At 64.8% G+C, this 16,652-nt stretch carries 18 protein-coding genes and 1 tRNA gene; 10 read left to right on the forward strand and 9 right to left on the reverse strand.

What is annotated here, in order from left to right; genetic code table 11:
• Positions 1-14: 14 nt before the first annotated feature.
• From GA0061098_RS15205 to GA0061098_RS15230, 6 genes are all read left to right on the forward strand, one after another.
• Positions 15-731, forward strand: a complete 717-nt coding sequence (locus GA0061098_RS15205) for a GntR family transcriptional regulator (RefSeq protein ID WP_091957119.1) — start codon at positions 15-17, stop codon at positions 729-731.
• A 24-nt stretch (positions 732-755) separates the two neighbouring features.
• Complete coding sequence (locus GA0061098_RS15210) at positions 756-1,730, forward strand: tripartite tricarboxylate transporter substrate-binding protein (protein ID WP_091957122.1); 975 nt, start codon at positions 756-758, stop codon at positions 1,728-1,730.
• Positions 1,731-1,964: 234 nt separating this feature from the next.
• Positions 1,965-2,594 carry a DUF1326 domain-containing protein gene (locus GA0061098_RS15215; protein ID WP_091957125.1) on the forward strand — a complete coding sequence of 210 codons (630 nt, stop codon included), beginning with the start codon at positions 1,965-1,967 and terminating at the stop codon, positions 2,592-2,594.
• Between the two features lie 51 nt (positions 2,595-2,645).
• Positions 2,646-3,467, forward strand: coding sequence for a DUF2182 domain-containing protein (locus tag GA0061098_RS15220; protein ID WP_091957127.1), 822 nt, complete (start codon positions 2,646-2,648; stop codon positions 3,465-3,467).
• A 238-nt stretch (positions 3,468-3,705) separates the two neighbouring features.
• Positions 3,706-4,920 carry a zinc metallochaperone GTPase ZigA gene (zigA, locus tag GA0061098_RS15225; RefSeq protein ID WP_091957130.1) on the forward strand — a complete coding sequence of 405 codons (1,215 nt, stop codon included), beginning with the start codon at positions 3,706-3,708 and terminating at the stop codon, positions 4,918-4,920.
• Positions 4,917-5,105 carry a hypothetical protein gene (locus GA0061098_RS15230; RefSeq protein ID WP_091957133.1) on the forward strand — a complete coding sequence of 63 codons (189 nt, stop codon included), beginning with the start codon at positions 4,917-4,919 and terminating at the stop codon, positions 5,103-5,105. The genes zigA and GA0061098_RS15230 overlap by 4 nt, the downstream gene beginning before the upstream one ends.
• A 3-nt stretch (positions 5,106-5,108) precedes the next feature.
• Here the strand turns inward: GA0061098_RS15230 and GA0061098_RS15235 are convergent.
• Both GA0061098_RS15235 and GA0061098_RS15240 read right to left on the reverse strand, forming a co-directional pair.
• Positions 5,109-5,193: transfer RNA gene (locus tag GA0061098_RS15235), tRNA-Leu, on the reverse strand.
• A gap of 217 nt (positions 5,194-5,410) precedes the next feature.
• On the reverse strand, positions 5,411-5,653 hold the full coding sequence (locus GA0061098_RS15240; RefSeq protein ID WP_011088012.1) for a FliM/FliN family flagellar motor switch protein: 243 nt from the start codon (positions 5,651-5,653) through the stop codon (positions 5,411-5,413).
• A gap of 95 nt (positions 5,654-5,748) precedes the next feature.
• Between GA0061098_RS15240 and lipB the strand changes: the two genes are divergently transcribed.
• Together lipB and GA0061098_RS15250 are read left to right on the forward strand one after the other, a co-directional pair.
• Positions 5,749-6,486, forward strand: a complete 738-nt coding sequence (gene lipB, locus GA0061098_RS15245; protein WP_091957136.1) for a lipoyl(octanoyl) transferase LipB — start codon at positions 5,749-5,751, stop codon at positions 6,484-6,486.
• 197 nt (positions 6,487-6,683) lie between these two features.
• Positions 6,684-7,397: a DNA helicase gene (locus tag GA0061098_RS15250; RefSeq protein ID WP_165637376.1), complete on the forward strand. Its 714-nt coding sequence runs from the start codon at positions 6,684-6,686 to the stop codon at positions 7,395-7,397.
• 43 nt (positions 7,398-7,440) lie between these two features.
• Here GA0061098_RS15250 and GA0061098_RS15255 read toward each other — a convergent pair whose 3' ends face one another.
• On the reverse strand, positions 7,441-7,863 hold the full coding sequence (locus GA0061098_RS15255) for a tautomerase family protein (RefSeq protein WP_091957139.1): 423 nt from the start codon (positions 7,861-7,863) through the stop codon (positions 7,441-7,443).
• A gap of 114 nt (positions 7,864-7,977) precedes the next feature.
• Here GA0061098_RS15255 and GA0061098_RS15260 point away from each other — a divergent pair, with 114 nt between their 5' ends.
• Entirely contained in the window at positions 7,978-8,832 is an 855-nt protein-coding gene (locus tag GA0061098_RS15260) for a LysR family transcriptional regulator (RefSeq protein ID WP_091957143.1), read from the forward strand.
• Between the two features lie 4 nt (positions 8,833-8,836).
• Here the strand turns inward: GA0061098_RS15260 and GA0061098_RS15265 are convergent, their stop codons facing one another.
• The 3 genes from GA0061098_RS15265 to GA0061098_RS15275 are packed head-to-tail and all read right to left on the reverse strand — an operon-like array spanning position 8,837 to position 11,507.
• Positions 8,837-10,273, reverse strand: a complete 1,437-nt coding sequence (locus GA0061098_RS15265) for a TIGR01777 family oxidoreductase (RefSeq protein ID WP_091957146.1) — start codon at positions 10,271-10,273, stop codon at positions 8,837-8,839.
• Positions 10,270-10,935, reverse strand: coding sequence for a DUF4166 domain-containing protein (locus GA0061098_RS15270; protein WP_091957150.1), 666 nt, complete (start codon positions 10,933-10,935; stop codon positions 10,270-10,272). Before GA0061098_RS15270 ends, GA0061098_RS15265 begins: the two co-directional genes overlap by 4 nt.
• A 14-nt stretch (positions 10,936-10,949) precedes the next feature.
• A complete protein-coding gene (locus GA0061098_RS15275; RefSeq protein ID WP_091957152.1) occupies positions 10,950-11,507 on the reverse strand; it encodes a GbsR/MarR family transcriptional regulator in 558 nt (185 codons plus the stop codon).
• Between the two features lie 144 nt (positions 11,508-11,651).
• Here GA0061098_RS15275 and GA0061098_RS15280 point away from each other — a divergent pair, with 144 nt between their 5' ends.
• Positions 11,652-13,172 carry a PAS domain-containing sensor histidine kinase gene (locus tag GA0061098_RS15280; RefSeq protein ID WP_091957155.1) on the forward strand — a complete coding sequence of 507 codons (1,521 nt, stop codon included), beginning with the start codon at positions 11,652-11,654 and terminating at the stop codon, positions 13,170-13,172.
• A 68-nt stretch (positions 13,173-13,240) separates the two neighbouring features.
• On the opposite strand, the gene GA0061098_RS15285 is transcribed toward GA0061098_RS15280, so the two are convergent.
• The 3 genes from GA0061098_RS15285 to GA0061098_RS15295 all read right to left on the reverse strand — a co-directional run bounded on the left by GA0061098_RS15285 (position 13,241) and on the right by GA0061098_RS15295 (position 16,576).
• Positions 13,241-13,540, reverse strand: a complete 300-nt coding sequence (locus GA0061098_RS15285; RefSeq protein WP_018320639.1) for an acylphosphatase — start codon at positions 13,538-13,540, stop codon at positions 13,241-13,243.
• Entirely contained in the window at positions 13,537-14,403 is an 867-nt protein-coding gene (locus GA0061098_RS15290) for an isocitrate lyase/PEP mutase family protein (protein ID WP_091957158.1), read from the reverse strand. The genes GA0061098_RS15285 and GA0061098_RS15290 overlap by 4 nt, the downstream gene beginning before the upstream one ends.
• Before the next feature lie 157 nt (positions 14,404-14,560).
• Complete coding sequence (locus GA0061098_RS15295) at positions 14,561-16,576, reverse strand: acetyl-CoA carboxylase biotin carboxylase subunit (RefSeq protein ID WP_091957161.1); 2,016 nt, start codon at positions 16,574-16,576, stop codon at positions 14,561-14,563.
• Between the last annotated feature and the right edge of the window lie 76 nt (positions 16,577-16,652).

Below are 16,652 nucleotides of genomic sequence, written 5' to 3' on the forward strand. Positions count from 1 at the left end.
AACAGGACCCGGACATGGAAAGACGCAACGAATTGCAGTCAACACTCCGCATCGAAGACGTCCCGACCGTCCGGGCGATGGTGGCGCAGAAGCTGCGTGAGGCGATCATGTCGGGAACGCTGAAGCCGGGCCAGCGCCTGGTCGAGCGCGAGCTCTGCGAGATGATGGGCGTCAGCCGCCCCTCGATCCGCGAAGCGCTGCGTGCGCTCGAAGCCGACGGGCTGGTCAATATGGTCCCGCACCGCGGCCCCGTGGTGTCCACGATCAGCCTCGAAGAGGCCCGGCAGCTCTACGCCGCACGCGCGGTGCTCGAAGGCTTCGCCGGCCGCGAATGCGCCAGACTTCATGACCCCGAGGTGGCGCGCCGGATCGGCGACGCCCTGACACGGCTGAAGGCGGCCGCGGCCAAGCAAGACCTCGTCGGATGCCTCGAAGCCAAGACCGATTTCTACGCAGCGCTGATCGGCGGCTGCCGCAATGCGTTTATCCAGCGCATGCTCAAGCCGCTGCACGATCGCATCCAGCTGCTGCGGATCACATCGATGTCGCAGCCGAAGCGGATCAACAAGAGCCTTCGCGAGGTCACCGCGATCTGGCGTGCGATCCAGAACGGCGATCCGGATCTCGCCGAACGTTGCTGCGTCGACCACATCAATGCGGCCGCGGTGGCCGCGCTCGACATGATCGAAAAATCGTCGGCGGCCAAGGAGGCGGCGCCTTCCGACGACTAGAACAATGCCGCCAGGGAGTGTTCGATGAAGTTTCTCGTACGATCGCTGATCCTGTTCCTCCTGCTCTGCCCTCGGGACGCGGCGATCGCGGACGAGTACCCCTCCCGCCCGGTCACGGTCATCGTGCCGTTCTCCGCCGGCGGTCCCGGCGACGTCATCGCACGTATCCTCGGCAGCGCCATGAGCGCAACGCTGAAACAGTCCATCGTCATCGAGAATGTCGTCGGTGCCGGCGGCACGCTGGGCACCAACCGCGTCGCCAAGGCGGCTGCGGATGGCTACACGCTGCTGCTGATGCATGTCGGCCAGGCGGCTGCCCCTGCCCTCTACGCCAAGCTGCCGTTCGATCCGGTTGGCGATTTCGCTCCGATCGGGCTGGTCACCGACGTCCCGATGATCCTGGTGGCGCGACCGAACTTTCCCGCCAAGGATCTCAGCGAGCTGGTCGCGCACATCCGCAATGCCGGTGACAAGGTCACTTTCGGCAATGTCGGTCTCGGCTCGGCCTCGCAGCTCTGCGGCCTGATGTTCATGAGCGCCACGGATACCAAGCTCACCCCGATCTACTACAAGGGCGGCGGGCCGGCGCTGAACGACGTCATCGCCGGCCATATCGACGTCTATTGCGATCCCGCGACAGGGCCGACGCCGTACATCCAGTCGAAGACGATCAAGGGCTATGCCATCACCAGCAAGACGCGTGTCGCGACGCTGCCTGAAGTGCCGACCTCGACTGAAGCCGGCGTTCCCGAGTTCAATGTCACGACCTGGTACGGCCTCTACGCACCGCGTGGCACGCCCAAGCCCGTCGTCGACCATCTCGTCGGCGCGCTGCAGACGGCGCTGAAGGATCCCGCGCTGATCAGCCGCTTTGCCGAGCTCAGCATGGCGCCGGTCGAGCCCGAGCGCGCGACGCCGGAAGCCCTCGAAGCTTTCCTGAAAGCGGAGATCGGCAAATGGGGGCGGATCATCAAAGCGGCCGGAATCGAGCCGCAGTAGGTTCGCGCCATGTTCTGATCACGTCCAGAATATCCGTGATTTCAAAGGGAAGATTGACTTTGGGGCACTCGAGTGGTGGTCGCGTTGAGAGTTCAGGTGCAGTTCCAGCTGATCGGTGCACTTTTCCGTAGGTCGGCCGAGCCCCATTGCGGGACTTCGTCGCGAGGCGTAACTTTCAACTCTACGTAGCTCATTCGAAAGCATCTATCGGGTTCGGCCAAGCGGGAGCAAGCGATGGCGGATGTCCCATGGCACCTTTCCGGTGACTATTTCGAGAATTGCAGTTGCAGCATCGTGTGTCCCTGCCTGGTGTCGGCGGCGCCTCCATTGACCGCGCGACCGACCGAGGGCTTCTGCAACGTACCGCTGATCTTCCACATCGAGAGCGGCCGCTATGGCGATATCGCGCTCGATGGGCTGAATGTGCTTGTCGTCCTCCACGCACCTGGGGTCATGGCAGACGGAGATTGGTCGGTGGCTGCCTATATCGATCAGCGCGCCAGCGATGAGCAGACCGAGGCCCTGGCTGCGATCTTCACCGGCGGTGCCGGCGGTCCGATGGCCGCGTTCGCGCCGCTGATCAGCAAGAACCTTGGGGTGCGCAAGGTCCCGATCACGTTCCGGATCGACGGCAAGACGCGGTCCGCAGAAATCCCCGGCATCCTGCACATGTCCGTCGATCCCCTGCCAACCATGCATCCGAGCGGGGAGATGTGGACGAACATCGGCCATCCGGTCAGCCCCGATGCCATGGTGATGGCCGTCGGCGCGCCCGGCAATACCTTCAGCGATCATGGCATGCGCTGGGATAATTCCGGCAGGAACGGCCTCTATGCGCCGATCCGCTGGTCGAACCAGGCGTGATGTAATCTTCCGATACCGGCCGGCGTCAGGGCCGGGCAATTTCGGTCGCAAATGAAGGACAGCCCTCTGGAAACCGTGCTGCGTCGCGATCGCTGGATCGTTGGCGGCGCGATCGGCGTCATGGTCGCACTGGCATGGAGCTATGTGCTCTGGCTCGCCAACGACATGGACATGGGCGGCATGGACATGACCGGATTCCGCATGATCCCGGCCGGGATCGGAATCATGCTGCCGACGAGCGAGCCGTGGCGAACGTTCGAGTTCGCCTACGTGCTGCTGATGTGGGCGGTGATGATGATCGGAATGATGGCCCCCTCAGCCGCGCCAATGATCCTGATGTACGCCCGCGTAGGCCGACAGGGCAAAGCACAGGGCAAGCCGTTCGCCGCGACCGGCTGGTTTGCGGCCGGTTATCTCCTCGCCTGGTGCGGCTTGTCGCTGGCAGCCACCTTTCTTCAATGGGCGGTCGAGCGGGCCACCTTGCTGGACTCCCGGATGGCGCTCGCAAGCAACTTGCTCGGCGCCATCGTGCTGGTCGCGGCAGGTGTCTATCAATGGACACCGCTGAAGGACGTCTGTCTCGCCCAATGCCAGTCGCCGTTTCTGTTCCTGATGCGCCATGGCGGCTTTCGCAGCGACCTGCGCGGCTGCCTGCTGCTGGGACTTCGGCACGGAGGCTATTGTGTCGGCTGCTGCTGGGGTTTGATGGCGCTGTTGTTCGTGGGCGGAGTGATGAACGTGCTCTGGATTGCGATTTTAGCGCTGCTTGTCCTCCTGGAGAAAGTTACGCCGGTCGGACGATGGATCGCGCGCGCTGCCGGCATCGCATGTGTGGCCGCGGGCGCCTGGCTGCTGGTGTTCTTGCCGCAGTGATGTGCCGTTCAGTTCGATTTCTACGCCGCCCGTTCTTCGGGCGCACCGCTGTCCGGCATTTTGCCTGCCCCGACCGCTCCCACAGGGCAAAGAACAATCAGTTGAACGTTCGTAACTTCAGCTGAACCGCAAAACGGCTTGACGAGGACGCCGACAATGAATGTAATGTTATAACATTACATAGTCGGTCCCATGCCCCCTCGTCACTCTATCCCCTTGAAAAGACTGTTCGATCTCCATGCAAAAACTCCCCGTCACCGTCTTGTCCGGCTTCCTCGGGGCTGGAAAGACCACTTTGCTGAACCACGTCCTGAACAACCGGCATGGCCTGAAAGTGGCGGTGATCGTCAACGACATGAGCGAGGTGAACATCGATGCGGATTTGGTCCGTGGTGGCGGTGCGAGCCTGTCCAGGACTGACGAGAAGCTCGTCGAGATGACCAACGGGTGCATCTGCTGCACGCTGCGCGACGACCTCCTGAAGGAGGTGCGCGCCCTCGCCGAAAACGACCGGTTCGATTATCTGCTGATCGAATCCACCGGCATCTCCGAGCCGCTGCCGGTTGCAGCGACCTTCGACTTCCGTGCCGAGGACGGCGAAAGCCTCTCCGACGTGGCACGCCTCGACACCATGGTCACCGTGGTCGACGCGGTGAATCTGCTGAGGGATTATTCATCGACGGATTTCCTGGAGCAGCGCGGCGAAGCGCTGGCGAACGACAAGCGCACGCTGGTCGATCTCCTCGTCGAGCAGATCGAATTTGCCGACGTGATCGTGCTCAATAAGGTCGATGACGCCTCGCCGGCACAACGCGAAGCAGCGCGAAAGATCATCCGCGCGCTCAATCCGGAAGCAGAGCTGATCGAAGCCAACCACAGCCGGGTCGCCTTCGATCGCATTCTCGACACCGGCCGGTTCGACTTCGAAAAGGCGCAAGCGCATCCGCTCTGGTTCAAGGAACTCTACGGTTTTGCCGATCACGTGCCGGAGACAGAGGAATACGGCGTGAGCAGCTTCGTCTATCGCGCGCGTCGGCCGTTCGATCCCGAAAAGTTCGACAAGTTCGTGCGAGAGCCCTGGCCCGGCGTCATTCGCGCCAAGGGACATTTCTGGCTGGCGACGCGCCCGCAATGGCTTGGCGAGATCAGCCAGGCCGGCGCGATCACGCGCACCGAGGCCCTTGGATTCTGGTGGGCGAGCGTGCCAGCGGAACGTTGGCCGGACGACCCGTTCTGGCGCAAGCGGTTGCGCGCGAACTGGAACGACGTCTATGGCGATCGTCGCCAGGAAATCGTGTTCATCGGCGCGGGCATGGACGAGAGCGCGCTCCGCGCACGCCTGGACGCCTGCCTTGTCCCGGGCAAGCCGGCCATGAACGTCACGGAATGGGCGAAGCTCGCAGACCCGTTTCCGGTCTGGCGACGCGTGAACGAAGTTTTGGAACGCGAATGACCAAAATCGTCAGCTTCGCCTCGAAATCCGAACTCGAGCGGCAGCGCCTCATCCGCGAGGCGCGTGCGATCTACGAAAGCATCTTCCCGCCGGACGTCCCCGCCGGCGGCTGCGCGCATGATCCGTCAGATCAATGGGCGGCGCACGAGGCGACTGCCGAAATCCGGAACAACAATGAGAGATGAAGGTGGTGCGCTCGGAGGGACTCGAACCCCCACGATTTTACTCACTGCCACCTCAAGGCAGCGCGTCTACCAATTCCGCCACGAGCGCGTTGGGGATGCCGGCTTGAGGCCTGAAGGGACCAGCCGGATCAACGGCGCCGATCTAACAAATCCATCAGAGGGGTACAAGCCTGCAAAGGCCCTGAATTCCACAGCTTTGCAGGAAAGTTCCGGGCCTTCCCCCGAATCGGGCCTTACCGCAGGTCCCGGCCGCTACTGTGCCCGGGACGATGCCCGTGCCCGGGCCGCTACTGAGTGCCCGGGCCCTAACGGGTCCCCGGCGTGCGCGGCAGCATCTGCTTGACCTCGACCGCGATCCGGTTGCGGTCGACCAGCACGACGCCGGAGGCGACCGGCAGATTATTGGCCAAAACCTTGACCTCATCGGCCTCAGTTGCGTCCAGCTCGATGATGGCGCCGCGGGAAAGACGTAATACTTGATGGATCGGCATCGTGGTCGTCCCGAGGACGACCATGAGATCCACGGTGACTTTATCGAGAGTGGGCACTGTCAGGACCGCCGCAACCAGGGACTAAGGACCAAGGACTTAGAACAAGGCCTTGGCATTTGCGCCTGCAATGATCACCACGTTATGGTTAGCCAATGATTAATTTGCCCCAAAACCCGCGCCAGGAGCTGGATTTGACGTCGTTTTCGGCGTCCCACGGCCAGCCCGTAGAGTGGCGAATCTCGAACGCGCCGGTGCCCTATCCGGAGGCGGTAGCCGCCATGGAAGCCCGGGTCGCCGCGATTGCAGCGGGCGAGGCCGCGGAGCTGGTCTGGCTGCTCGAACACCCCCCGCTCTACACCTCCGGAACCTCAGGCAAGGAAGCCGACCTGCTCGATCCCCGATTCCCGATCTTCGCCACCGGGCGCGGCGGGCAGCTCACCTATCACGGGCCGGGCCAGCGGGTGGCCTATGTCATGCTCGACCTCAAGCGCCGCCGGCCGGATGTCCGGGCCTATGTCGCGAGCCTGGAGGAGCTGATTCTGCGCACACTCGCCGCCTTCAACGTCCGCGGCGAGCGGCGTGAGGATCGGGTCGGCGTCTGGGTCAGGCGGCCCGACAAGGGAGCCGACCACGAGGACAAGATCGCGGCGATCGGCGTGAGGCTGAAGCGCTGGGTCTCGTTCCACGGCATCGCCATCAATGTCGAGCCGGAGCTGTCGCATTTCACCGGCATCGTGCCGTGCGGCGTGGTCGATCCCCGCTACGGCGTCACCTCGCTGGTCGATCTCGGCCAGCTCGTGACCATGGCTGACGTCGACATTGCGCTTCGACAGGCGTTCGAGGAGCTGTTCGGGCCGACCAAAGCGTTGGTGCCGGAAGCGGCCGCCTAGCATTTTTTGTGGCGCCCAACCGCGCCCGGTCCCAGCTCGTCGCGGAATCGGCTATGCTCGCGTCAGGTGTCGCCCACGCCTCCCCCCTCCGCCGGGAAAGCAGACTTCATGCCGGGCGATGAGATCATCGGCCGACTGTTCGAGCGCCAGGCATAAGGAGGGATTGCGCTTTCTGCTCGCAATGGGAGGTTTTGACGATGAGATTGTCCGCACCGATCTATCATCTGAAACGCAAGGCGAAGCGCCTGTCCCGCGAGGAAGGCATTCCGCTGCACGATGCTCTTGATCGCATCGCGACGACGGAAGGGTTTTCCGCCTGGAGCATGCTCGTAGCGAAAGCCGCGGCCATCACGCCGGCCAACAGGCTCTTTCCGCAATTCCGGCCCGGCGATTTGGTGCTGGTCGGCGCGCGTCCCGGCCAGGGCAAGACTCTGATGAGCCTCGAACTTGCAGTGGAAGCCATGCGGTCGGGCCATCGCGCTGCGTTCTTCTCGCTCGAATACACCGAGAAGGATGTGCTGGAGCGCTTCCAGGCGATCGGCGTGAACCCCGCGCAATTCCACGAGCTCTTCGCGGTCGACTGCTCCGACGCCATCAACGCCGATTACGTCGTCAAGGAGATGGCCGCGGCACCACGCGGCACGTTCGTGGTGATCGACTATCTGCAATTGCTCGACCAGAGGCGCGAAAACCCCGACCTCTCCGTTCAGGTTCGCGCACTGAAATCGTTCGCACGCGACAAGGGACTGATCGTCGTCTTCGTCTCGCAGATCGACCGGTCCTACGATCCCGCAGTCAAGCCCTGCCCCGACCTCGGCGATGTCCGTTTGCCAAATCCGCTGGACCTGAAGCTGTTCGACAAGACGTGCTTCCTGAACAATTCCGAAGTTCAGTTCCGGGCAGCAAGCTGACGATCAGGCCGCGGGTGAGATGGCTCACCCGCGGCTTGCAGCCTCACGCCGCCTGCAGCGACACGTCGAGCTTGCCGGCGATGTAGCGGCGCTCCTGGGTGAGGCCGCCAAAACCGTAGGCGTCGCCCTTGACCTCGTCGACATGCAGATAGGTCTCGGGATGCAACGGGCCCAAAATCTCGGCCATGCGCTTGAACATGGCGGCAAGATAGGTGGCCTTCTCGTCCTTGGTGTTGGTGCCTTCGGTGACGTGGATGTCGATCCAGTAGCTGGCGAGCTTCTGCTCGGCGAGCGACTTGCCGCCGGCGAACCAGTCGCTGGCCTCGACCGACTTCACGATGATGGCAGTCACCTTGGGATCCTTGTGCAGGATCTTTGCGGTGAGCTCGGACACGGCGTTGGCGATCTCGGCCTTCAGCGAGGGCGACTGGCGGGACGAGGTGTAGGACACGGTGATCAGCGGCATGGTGGCTCTCCTCAAGATGCAGCGACGGAATTTGCGCGGCGTTGGTGAGAAGCTAGACCTCCCCCCGTCATTTTGGTATCTTATCTCTATTGATACCAATGATAACGATCCATAATGACAGCCACCCTCGACATCGCCACGATCCAGGCCTTCCTGCTGGTCGCCGACCTCCAGAGCTTCACCCGCGCTGCGGAGGCGCTAGGCACGACGCAGGCCGCCGTCAGCCTGAAGCTGCAGCGGCTGGAGACATTGCTGGCAAAACGCCTCGTCGAGCGCTCGCCGCGCGCGGTCCGGCTCACAGCCGAAGGCGCCAGCTTCCTCGATCGCGCCCGCGCGCTGATAGCGGCGCATGACCGCGCGCTGTCGGGCGAGGCCCCAGCCGCACAATCGCTCTCGCTCGGCATCTCCGATCACGCCGCGGGCCCCGAGCTGGTACCGCTGCTGGAACGCCTGCACGCGATGTCGGCGAATCTCGCCCTCGCCGTCACCATCGGCTTCTCGCGCGAGATGCAGGACGCCTATGACGCCGGCGAGCTGGACGCTGTGATCGTCCGCCAGGAAGGCAGCCGCCGCGGCGGCGAGAAGCTGACCGAGGACGAGTTCGGCTGGTTCGCGTCACGGCGCTTCACCGTGCCGAAGGGCGAAGCGCTGCCGCTTGCGACCCTCGCCCCGCCCTGCGGCGTCCGCGCCATCGCCGTGCGTTCGCTCGACAAGGCCGGCCTCGCCTGGCGCGAGCGCTTTGTCGGCGGCGGCGTCACCGCGGTGGTCGCAGCTGCGCTCGCGGGACTTGCGATTGCGCCACTGGCGCGGCGGATCGCGCCGCCCGGGCTGGTCGATATCGGGCCCGCGCACAAGCTGCCAACACTCGGCAGCTCGAAGGTGATGCTGCATTCGAAGGTCAGCGACCCCGCAAAACTCGCGGCGTTACGCGCGGTGGCGGCAACGTTTCGGAGCGTGGCGGCCACGTGATGTCTCACAAAATCGCCTCGAACGCACTGCGCAGCGTCTCGTGGCGGAACACAAAACCTCGGCTCAGCGCCTTGTTGGGCAGCACGCGCTGACCGCCGAGCAGGAGCTCGTCGGCAAAGCCACCGCCGATCCGGCGCAAGAGGCCGCCGGGAATGCGGAAGATCGCGGGCCGATGCAGGCGGCGGCCGAGCTCCTCGGTGAATTTTGCATTGGTGACGGGGATCGGCGCGGTGGCGTTGACAGGCCCCGACAGATCAGGCGTTGCCATTACATAGGCGATCAGCCGGATCAAATCGTCGCGCTCGATCCAGGACATCCACTGCCGCCCGGTGCCGATGGGACCACCGAGGCCGAACTCGAACGGCGTCAGCATGCGCGTGACGAAGCCGCCTTCGGTGCCGAGCACGAGGCCGATGCGCAAACAGACCACGCGCACGCCGAGCTCCTCCGCCGGCCGCGCCGCCTTCTCCCAGGCCGCGCAGAGCTCGTGGCTGAAACAGGTGTGCGACTTGGCTGACTCCGTCAGCACCTGGTCGGCCCACAATCCGTACCAGCCGATCGCGGAGCCGCTGACCAGCACCTCGGGCTTGCGCTCGAGCCGTGCGATCAGCCTCACGACCTCCGCGGTCATGTCGATGCGCGAACCAAGAATCGTCGCGCGCTTCGCCTCGGTCCACAAGCCGTTGCCGATCGGCTCGCCGGCGAGATTGACGATGGCGTCGATTGGCGTGTCCGAAGCGAGCTGATCGAGGCTGGTGATCAGCGTGACCGGTGGCGGCAGCATCTCCGCCTTCGCGGGATTGCGGATCAGCGCGATGACGTGATGCCCTGCCCCGCCAAGGCTCGCCGCGAGGCGACTGCCGATGAAGCCGGTGGCACCTGTTATCAGCACGGTCTTGCGGCCCGGGAGCTTTTCGACAAGCCCCTCGGCGGGAACGCTGCGCATCCGGCCGAGCCGGCGCATTGCGGCAAAATCCCTGAGGCCGCAGAGCGCGGCGCCAACCGCGCAGGCGGTCGCGGCGATGCTGAGCAGACCCTGGTTCATGACGCTCACGCCGAAGGGCTGCATCGCCCAATCGGTCAGCACCAGCAACAGCAGCACGAGAATGGCGCCGTAATTGATCGCGAGCAGCGTGTGATTGATGCGCTCGCTCGGCGGCAGTTTCCGGCTCAGATCCTCCTCGACGAAATCCATCAGCGTGATGACGATCTCGGCGACCAGGATCGCGACGATCAGCATTGCGAGCACGCCATAGACCTCGAGCCAGCCGAGCAGCAGGAATAAGAGCGCATAGAGCATGTTGCGGATGCCATGCAGCTTGAGTTCGAAGCGCTGCGACACCCGCCAGGCCAGGCGCTCGGTGAATTCGTGGTGATAGAAGGTGTCGAACACGCCCATCACGATCTGGATGGCGATGAGCGTCCACAACAGCGGCGTCATGATACGGCCTCCCTGAAGGTGGCGGACTGGTGGATCAGCGCGCCGTAACGTGGATGGATGACATCGAGGGTGAAGCGGAATGCGCCGTCGCCGAGGTCGCGGTGCGTCACCGTGAGATCGCCCGGCGTCAGCCAGCGCGGCAAGGGGATCCACAGGCGTCCGAGCTGGAGCCCATAACCGGCGCTGCGGAAGGTCAGCGTCTGGTCCTCGACCGCGGTGCGGAGCGCCATCGAGACGCCGAAGCCGACATATTCCTCGAGCCCGGTCGGACCGGCAAAACGCTTGGCGGAATGGATCACGTGCGGAAAGCCGCGCTTGCGCGCGCAGATGCGGGTCCAGGTCTGACCGCCGGTCGTGCCGTCCTCGGTCACGGTGACGATCATGGGAACACCGGCATCGCGGCCGGTCGGCAGCGGGCCACCAATCAGGCGCGCAGCTTGGGCGAACCACCAGCCGATCTCGCTGAAGAATATCTCGTCGACCACGCCGACATAGACGACGCTCTCGCCGTCCGCGACGCGTTTAGAGAAACGCCGCCAGGTCGCGAGCGGCAGGCGGCCCCAATCCTCGTCCGACAGCAACGCACGAAATCGGCGGTCGTCTAGCAGTTTGGTGTGAGCGGAGGTCGATGCGTTGGAGCTTGATAGTCGAGCCGACGTCATCGCACCCTCCTCAGCTATTTGGCCTTGCCCAGCGGCAGCAGGCTGACGATCTTCTCGCCAAGCCGCATCAAGGCGACCAGCCGCGGCCGCGGCACCTTCAGCATCTGCATGAACCAGTGATCGGCGAGCTCGGTGAAGGCGAGCATCTCCTTCAGCCGCTTGGCTGCGACCGGATTGATGGTGGGATCGCCGGCGGCATCGGACACGCAGGCCCTGAGCGCCGTGATCGCCGGATCGAGCTCCCGCTCCTTGCGCCGCGCCGCTATTCTGGCGGCGACCTCCCAGATGTCGGTCTCGGCTTCGTAATGGTCGCGGCGGTCACCGAGGATCGGCACCCGCCGGATCAGGTTCCAGGCGAGCAGCTCCTTGAGCGAGTTGGAGACGTTCGAGCGTGCCATGCCGAGCGTGTCGGCAATGTCCTCCGCCGTCATCGGCCCCTCGGCGAGATAGAGCAGCCCGTGAATCTGGCTGACCGAGCGATTGACGCCCCACTCGTCCCCCATGTCGCCCCAATGCAGGATGAAGCGCTCGACGGCGGCTGGGAGTTTCTTCTTTCCGGTTATTTCTGTCATTACAGAAATATCTGACGATAACGTCCCCTTGTCAAGCGGGCTTGGTCCCGTATACGGGTGCGGGATATCTGCCTAAAAATGTCCCAACTTCAGGGAACCATCCGCTTTCTGTGGCGTTTGCTCCCGTCGAGGCAGGGTCCCGGAATGATCGGAAAGTTCAGTCAACAGCGAGACTTGTTCGAGAGCGAGCGCAGTTTCCGGCTGTTGGTTGAGGGAGTTGCGGACTACGCGCTCTACATGCTCGATCCCAGGGGGATCATCACCAGCTGGAATATCGGCGGCGAGCGCATCAAGGGCTATTCGCCCGGGGAGATCCTCGGCCAGCATTTCTCCCGCTTCTACACCGAGACCGACCGTGCCAACGGCAAGCCGGCCCGCGCGCTCGGCATCGCGCGGGAAAAGGGCCGCTATGAGGAGGAAGGCTGGCGCGTCCGCAAGGACGGCACCTTCTTCTGGGCAAGCGTCGTGATCGACCCGATCTACGAGGACGGCGAGCTGGTCGGCTTCGCCAAGATCACGCGCGACATCACAGAACGCCGCAATACGCAGCTCAAGCTCGAGGCGATGCAGAAGCAGCTCGCCGAGTCCCAGAAGTTCGATGCGCTGGGGCAGCTCACCGGCGGGGTCGCGCACGACTTCAACAACCTCCTGATGATCATCAGCGGCAGCCTGCATATGCTGAAGCGGGGCCCCAACGACGCGGCCAAGGTTCAGCGCGCGATCTCGGCGATCGAGACCGCCACCAAGCGCGGCGCGGCGCTGACCAACCAGCTCCTCACCTTCGCGCGGCGGCAGAGCGTCAATCCGCAGGCGATCGATTTCGCCGAACGCATCGCGGCGATCCGCGAGGTGCTCGATGCCGGCGTCGGCAGTTCCGTACGCCTGGCCTTCGACATCGGCCCCGACGTCTGGCCGGTCAAGACCGACGCCTCCGAGCTCGAGACCGCGCTGCTCAACCTCGTCATCAATGCCCGCGACGCAATGCCCGACGGCGGCACGGTGACGATCGGCGCGCACAATGTCGTGCTGGACGAGGCGCCCCTCGCCGGCGACTTCGTCGCAATCGACGTCACCGATACCGGGCTCGGCATTCCCTCCGACGTTCTCGACAAGATCTTCGAGCCGTTCTTCACCACCAAGCCGATCGGAAAGGGCACCGGCCTCGGCCTGTCCCAGGTGCACGGCTTTGCCCACCAGGCCGGCGGCACGGTGAAGGTCGCGAGTGCGCTCGGCAAGGGCACGACGTTCACCATCCTGCTGCCGCGCGGAGAAGACACGCCACCGCGAGAGGCGGCTGGAGGACCATCCTTCCAAGGCAGCGGCACGGTGCTGCTGGTCGAGGACAATCCCGACGTTGCGCTCGTCAGCATCGGTCTTCTGGAGCAGCTGGGCTACCACGTCCGCCGGGTCGCCGACGCCGAAGCCGCCTTGCGCGAGATCGAGAAAAACGGCGTCGACTTCGTGTTCTCGGACATCGTCATGCCCGGCAAGATGGACGGGCTCAGCCTCGCCCATCGCCTCCGTCAGATCCGCCCTGGCCTGCCGATCCTGCTCGCCACCGGCTACAGCGACGTCGCCGCCGGCGTGCGCGGCGATTTCCCGATCCTGCGCAAGCCCTACGAAATCCACGAGCTGAGCGAGGCGATCGCCAAGCTGCCAAGGTGAGGCTTCGTCTTCACCTCTCCCCGTAAGAACGGGGCGGGGAGCGCACCGTCTGCGGAGCGAGAAACTACCTACACCGTCGGCAACACCGAGAACGCTTCCCCTGCCCTGCGCAGGTTCAACTCATCGGCGCTGGCGGTCTCGCTCGTCACGCTGTCCACGCGGGAGGACGGCGGGCCGTGGCGACATAGCGCGACCATGTCGGCGACGTGCTTCGGCGCGCCCGCGAACAGCGCCTCGACGCAGCCGTCGCGGCGATTGCGGACCCAGCCTTCGAGGCCGCTCGCAGTTGCCTGGTACTCGACCCAGGCCCGGTAGCCGACGCCCTGGACGCGGCCGCGGATCATCACCTGGAGGATCGCCCGGCTCATTTTTTCAGCCCGAGAAAGTCGGCGCCGCGCGCCTTGACATCGGCCTCGCGCACGACGCGGTTGGTCAGGTCCGATGATGCCAGACCTCTCAGCGCCTTCGGCGCCGCGCCCTCGCGCAGCGCTTTCTGCGTTTCATACACGGCTTGCGTCGCAGCGGCGATCGGCGCGTGGCCCTGAAGCGCGATACGCACGCGCTGGCTGGCGAGATAGTCGAGCGCGCTCAGCTCCTCCGGCGCGCCGCCGAGCACGATCGGCAGGCGCGTGGCGGCTGCGACGGCCTCGAGCTCCGCGCGCGATTTGATGCCGGTGAAGAACAGCGCATCGACACCACTCGCCTCATAGGCCTGCGCACGGCGGATCGCGTCCTCGATCGAGGTGATCGAGGCAGCTCCGGTGCGGCCCATGATGACCAGCGAAGGATCGCTGCGGCCATCGAGCGCCGCCTTCATCTTGCCGACGCCTTCCTCGAGCGAGATCAGCTGCGTCTTCGCCTCACCGAAGGCGGCCGGCAGCAGCGTGTCCTCGATGGTGAGGCCTGCGGCGCCAGCGGTCTCCAGTTCCTGCACCGTGCGACGAACATTGAGCGCATTGCCATAGCCGTGATCGGCATCGACCAGCACCGGCAGCACTGCCGCGCGCGACATCCGCCGCATCTGCTCGGCAAGCTCGGTGAGCGTGATCAGCGTGACGTCAGGGTCGCCGAGCACCGCGAGCGAGGCGACCGAGCCGCCGAACATGCCGAGCGGAAAGCCGAGATCCTCGGCGATGCGGATCGAGATCGCATCGTAGACCGAGCCGGGATGGATGCAGGCCGAGCCCGACAGGATGAGGCGCAGTTTCTCGCGGCGGGAACGAAAGGCCATGTTGCTGTCTCGGTTAGGTCACGGAGCCGCAGCATACTCCGTCATTGCGAGCGAAGCGAAGCAATCCAGAAATGCATCCGCGGAAGCAGTCTGGATTGCTTCGTCGCTACGCTCCTCGCAATGACGGCGTTTGTGGCCCCACCGGGCCCACTCACACTTACGCAAACTCCAAGATCAGCGCGTCCACCGCGAGCGTCGCGCCGGCGCTGGCGTGAACCTTCTTCACGGTGCCGTCCTGCTCGGCGCGCAGCACGTTCTGCATCTTCATGGCTTCGACCACCGCGAGCGTCTCGCCGGCCTTGACCTCCTGCCCCTCGGTCACCGCGATCGAGACGATGAGCCCGGGCATCGGGCACAGCAGCTTCTTGCCCGTGTCGGAGGCCGTCGTCACCGGCATCAGCCGCGCCGAGGTCGCTTCCGCTTCGGTCCAGACATAGACCGGGACCTCGACGCCTTGATGCGCGAGGCGGATGCCGTTCGGGATCGGCCGCGCCTGCACCGCGACGACATGGCCGTCGATGGTGCCCTGCCAGACCGGATCGCCCGGCTTCCACGGCGAGGCCAGCAGGTGCGAATTGCCGGCCTTGCCCTCGGCGTCGATGAAGCGCACCGCGATCGCCTCGCCTTCGCGTCCGACCTCGAGCTGGATCTCCTGACGGTCGAGCCAGACCGCGCGGCGCCGCTCGCGCTGCACGACGCGGCCGCCCATCTGCCCCGAGATCTGGCGCTTGCGCTCACCCAGCACGTGATCGATGGCGGCGCCGACCGCGGCGATGCGCCGGGCGACCTCGCCTTCGGGCACGCGCACCGCAAAGCCCTTGGGGAATTCCTCGGCGATGAAGCCGGTCGAGAGCCGCCCCTCGCGCCAGCGCGGATGATGCATCAGCGCCGACAGGAACGGGATGTTGTGCCTGATGCCGTCGACATAGAACGAATCCAGCGCGGTCGCCTGCGCCTCGATCGCGGCCGCGCGCGAGGGCGCATGCGTGACGAGTTTTGCGATCATCGGATCGTAATGGATCGAGATCTCGCCGCCCTCCTGCACGCCGGTGTCGTTGCGGATGGTGATGCCGTCCTTGCTGGCTTCCGCCGGCGGGCGATACTTCACGAGCCGCCCGATCGAGGGCAGAAAGTTGCGGAACGGGTCTTCGGCGTAGAGGCGCGATTCCACCGCCCAGCCCGTCAGCGTGACGTCCTTCTGCGCGATGCCGAGCTTCTCGCCGGCGGCAACGCGGATCATCTGCTCGACGAGGTCGATGCCGGTGACGAGCTCGGTGACGGGATGTTCGACCTGGAGACGTGTGTTCATCTCCAGGAAGTAGAAGCTCTTGTCCTGCCCCGCGACGAACTCGACGGTGCCGGCGGAATCGTAATTCACGGCCTTGGCCAGCGCGACGGCCTGCTCGCCCATCTTGCGGCGGGTAGCCTCGTCGAGCAGCGGCGACGGCGCCTCCTCGATGACCTTCTGGTTGCGGCGCTGGATCGAGCATTCGCGCTCGCCGAGATAGATGACGTTGCCGTGCTTATCGCCCAGCACCTGGATCTCGATGTGGCGGGGATCGACGATGAACTTTTCGACGAAGACGCGATCATCACCGAACGAGGCCTTGGCCTCGGCCTTGGCGAGGTTGAAACCTTCCGCGACTTCGGAGGTCGAATGCGCGATGCGCATGCCCTTGCCGCCGCCGCCGGCGGACGCCTTGATCATCACGGGATAGCCGATCTCGTCGGCGATCTTGACCGCGTGCCTGTCGTCCTCGATGACGCCGAGATAGCCGGGTACGGTCGAGACCTTGGCCTTGGCGGCCGCCTTCTTCGACTCGATCTTGTCGCCCATCGCCGCGATCGCGCCCGGGTTCGGGCCGATGAAGACGATGCCGGCGGCCTCCAGCGCGCGCGGAAACGCCTCTCGCTCGGACAGGAAGCCATAACCGGGATGCACGGCCTCGGCGCCCGTCTTGCGGCAGGCCTCGACGATCTTCTCGATCAGCAGATAGCTCTCGGCTGCCGCCGGCGGGCCGATCAGCACGGCCTCGTCGGCCATCTCGACATGGAGGGCGTCGCGGTCGGCTTCGGAATAGACGGCAACCGTCTCGATTCCCATCTTGCGGGCAGTCTTGATGACCCGGCAGGCGATTTCGCCGCGATTGGCGATCAGAATGCGTTTGAACATGCTTTTCTTGAGTCTCGACCTTGGGCGGGACCCTTCCCTGGCCGTTGGGGCCTATGGGGGACGGGCCGTGTGGCTC

The sequence above is a fragment of the Bradyrhizobium shewense genome (assembly GCF_900094605.1).
Taxonomy (GTDB): Bacteria; Pseudomonadota; Alphaproteobacteria; order Rhizobiales; family Xanthobacteraceae; genus Bradyrhizobium; species Bradyrhizobium shewense.

What these genes read in the sequence shown, in the direction of transcription:
- GA0061098_RS15215 (WP_091957125.1), top strand. Translation starts at nt 1,965, where the DNA reads ATGGCGGATGTCCCATGGCACCTTTCCGGTGACTATTTCGAGAATTGC.
- GA0061098_RS15280 (WP_091957155.1), top strand. Translation starts at nt 11,652, where the DNA reads ATGATCGGAAAGTTCAGTCAACAGCGAGACTTGTTCGAGAGCGAGCGC.
- GA0061098_RS15285 (WP_018320639.1), bottom strand. Translation starts at nt 13,540, where the DNA reads ATGAGCCGGGCGATCCTCCAGGTGATGATCCGCGGCCGCGTCCAGGGC.
- GA0061098_RS15230 (WP_091957133.1), top strand. Translation starts at nt 4,917, where the DNA reads ATGACCAAAATCGTCAGCTTCGCCTCGAAATCCGAACTCGAGCGGCAG.
- GA0061098_RS15275 (WP_091957152.1), bottom strand. Translation starts at nt 11,507, where the DNA reads ATGACAGAAATAACCGGAAAGAAGAAACTCCCAGCCGCCGTCGAGCGC.
- GA0061098_RS15260 (WP_091957143.1), top strand. Translation starts at nt 7,978, where the DNA reads ATGACAGCCACCCTCGACATCGCCACGATCCAGGCCTTCCTGCTGGTC.
- GA0061098_RS15295 (WP_091957161.1), bottom strand. Translation starts at nt 16,576, where the DNA reads ATGTTCAAACGCATTCTGATCGCCAATCGCGGCGAAATCGCCTGCCGG.
- GA0061098_RS15210 (WP_091957122.1), top strand. Translation starts at nt 756, where the DNA reads ATGAAGTTTCTCGTACGATCGCTGATCCTGTTCCTCCTGCTCTGCCCT.
- GA0061098_RS15290 (WP_091957158.1), bottom strand. Translation starts at nt 14,403, where the DNA reads ATGGCCTTTCGTTCCCGCCGCGAGAAACTGCGCCTCATCCTGTCGGGC.
- GA0061098_RS15270 (WP_091957150.1), bottom strand. Translation starts at nt 10,935, where the DNA reads ATGACGTCGGCTCGACTATCAAGCTCCAACGCATCGACCTCCGCTCAC.
- zigA (WP_091957130.1), top strand. Translation starts at nt 3,706, where the DNA reads ATGCAAAAACTCCCCGTCACCGTCTTGTCCGGCTTCCTCGGGGCTGGA.
- GA0061098_RS15250 (WP_165637376.1), top strand. Translation starts at nt 6,684, where the DNA reads ATGAGATTGTCCGCACCGATCTATCATCTGAAACGCAAGGCGAAGCGC.
- lipB (WP_091957136.1), top strand. Translation starts at nt 5,749, where the DNA reads ATGATTAATTTGCCCCAAAACCCGCGCCAGGAGCTGGATTTGACGTCG.
- GA0061098_RS15220 (WP_091957127.1), top strand. Translation starts at nt 2,646, where the DNA reads ATGAAGGACAGCCCTCTGGAAACCGTGCTGCGTCGCGATCGCTGGATC.
- GA0061098_RS15255 (WP_091957139.1), bottom strand. Translation starts at nt 7,863, where the DNA reads ATGCCGCTGATCACCGTGTCCTACACCTCGTCCCGCCAGTCGCCCTCG.
- GA0061098_RS15265 (WP_091957146.1), bottom strand. Translation starts at nt 10,273, where the DNA reads ATGACGCCGCTGTTGTGGACGCTCATCGCCATCCAGATCGTGATGGGC.
- GA0061098_RS15205 (WP_091957119.1), top strand. Translation starts at nt 15, where the DNA reads ATGGAAAGACGCAACGAATTGCAGTCAACACTCCGCATCGAAGACGTC.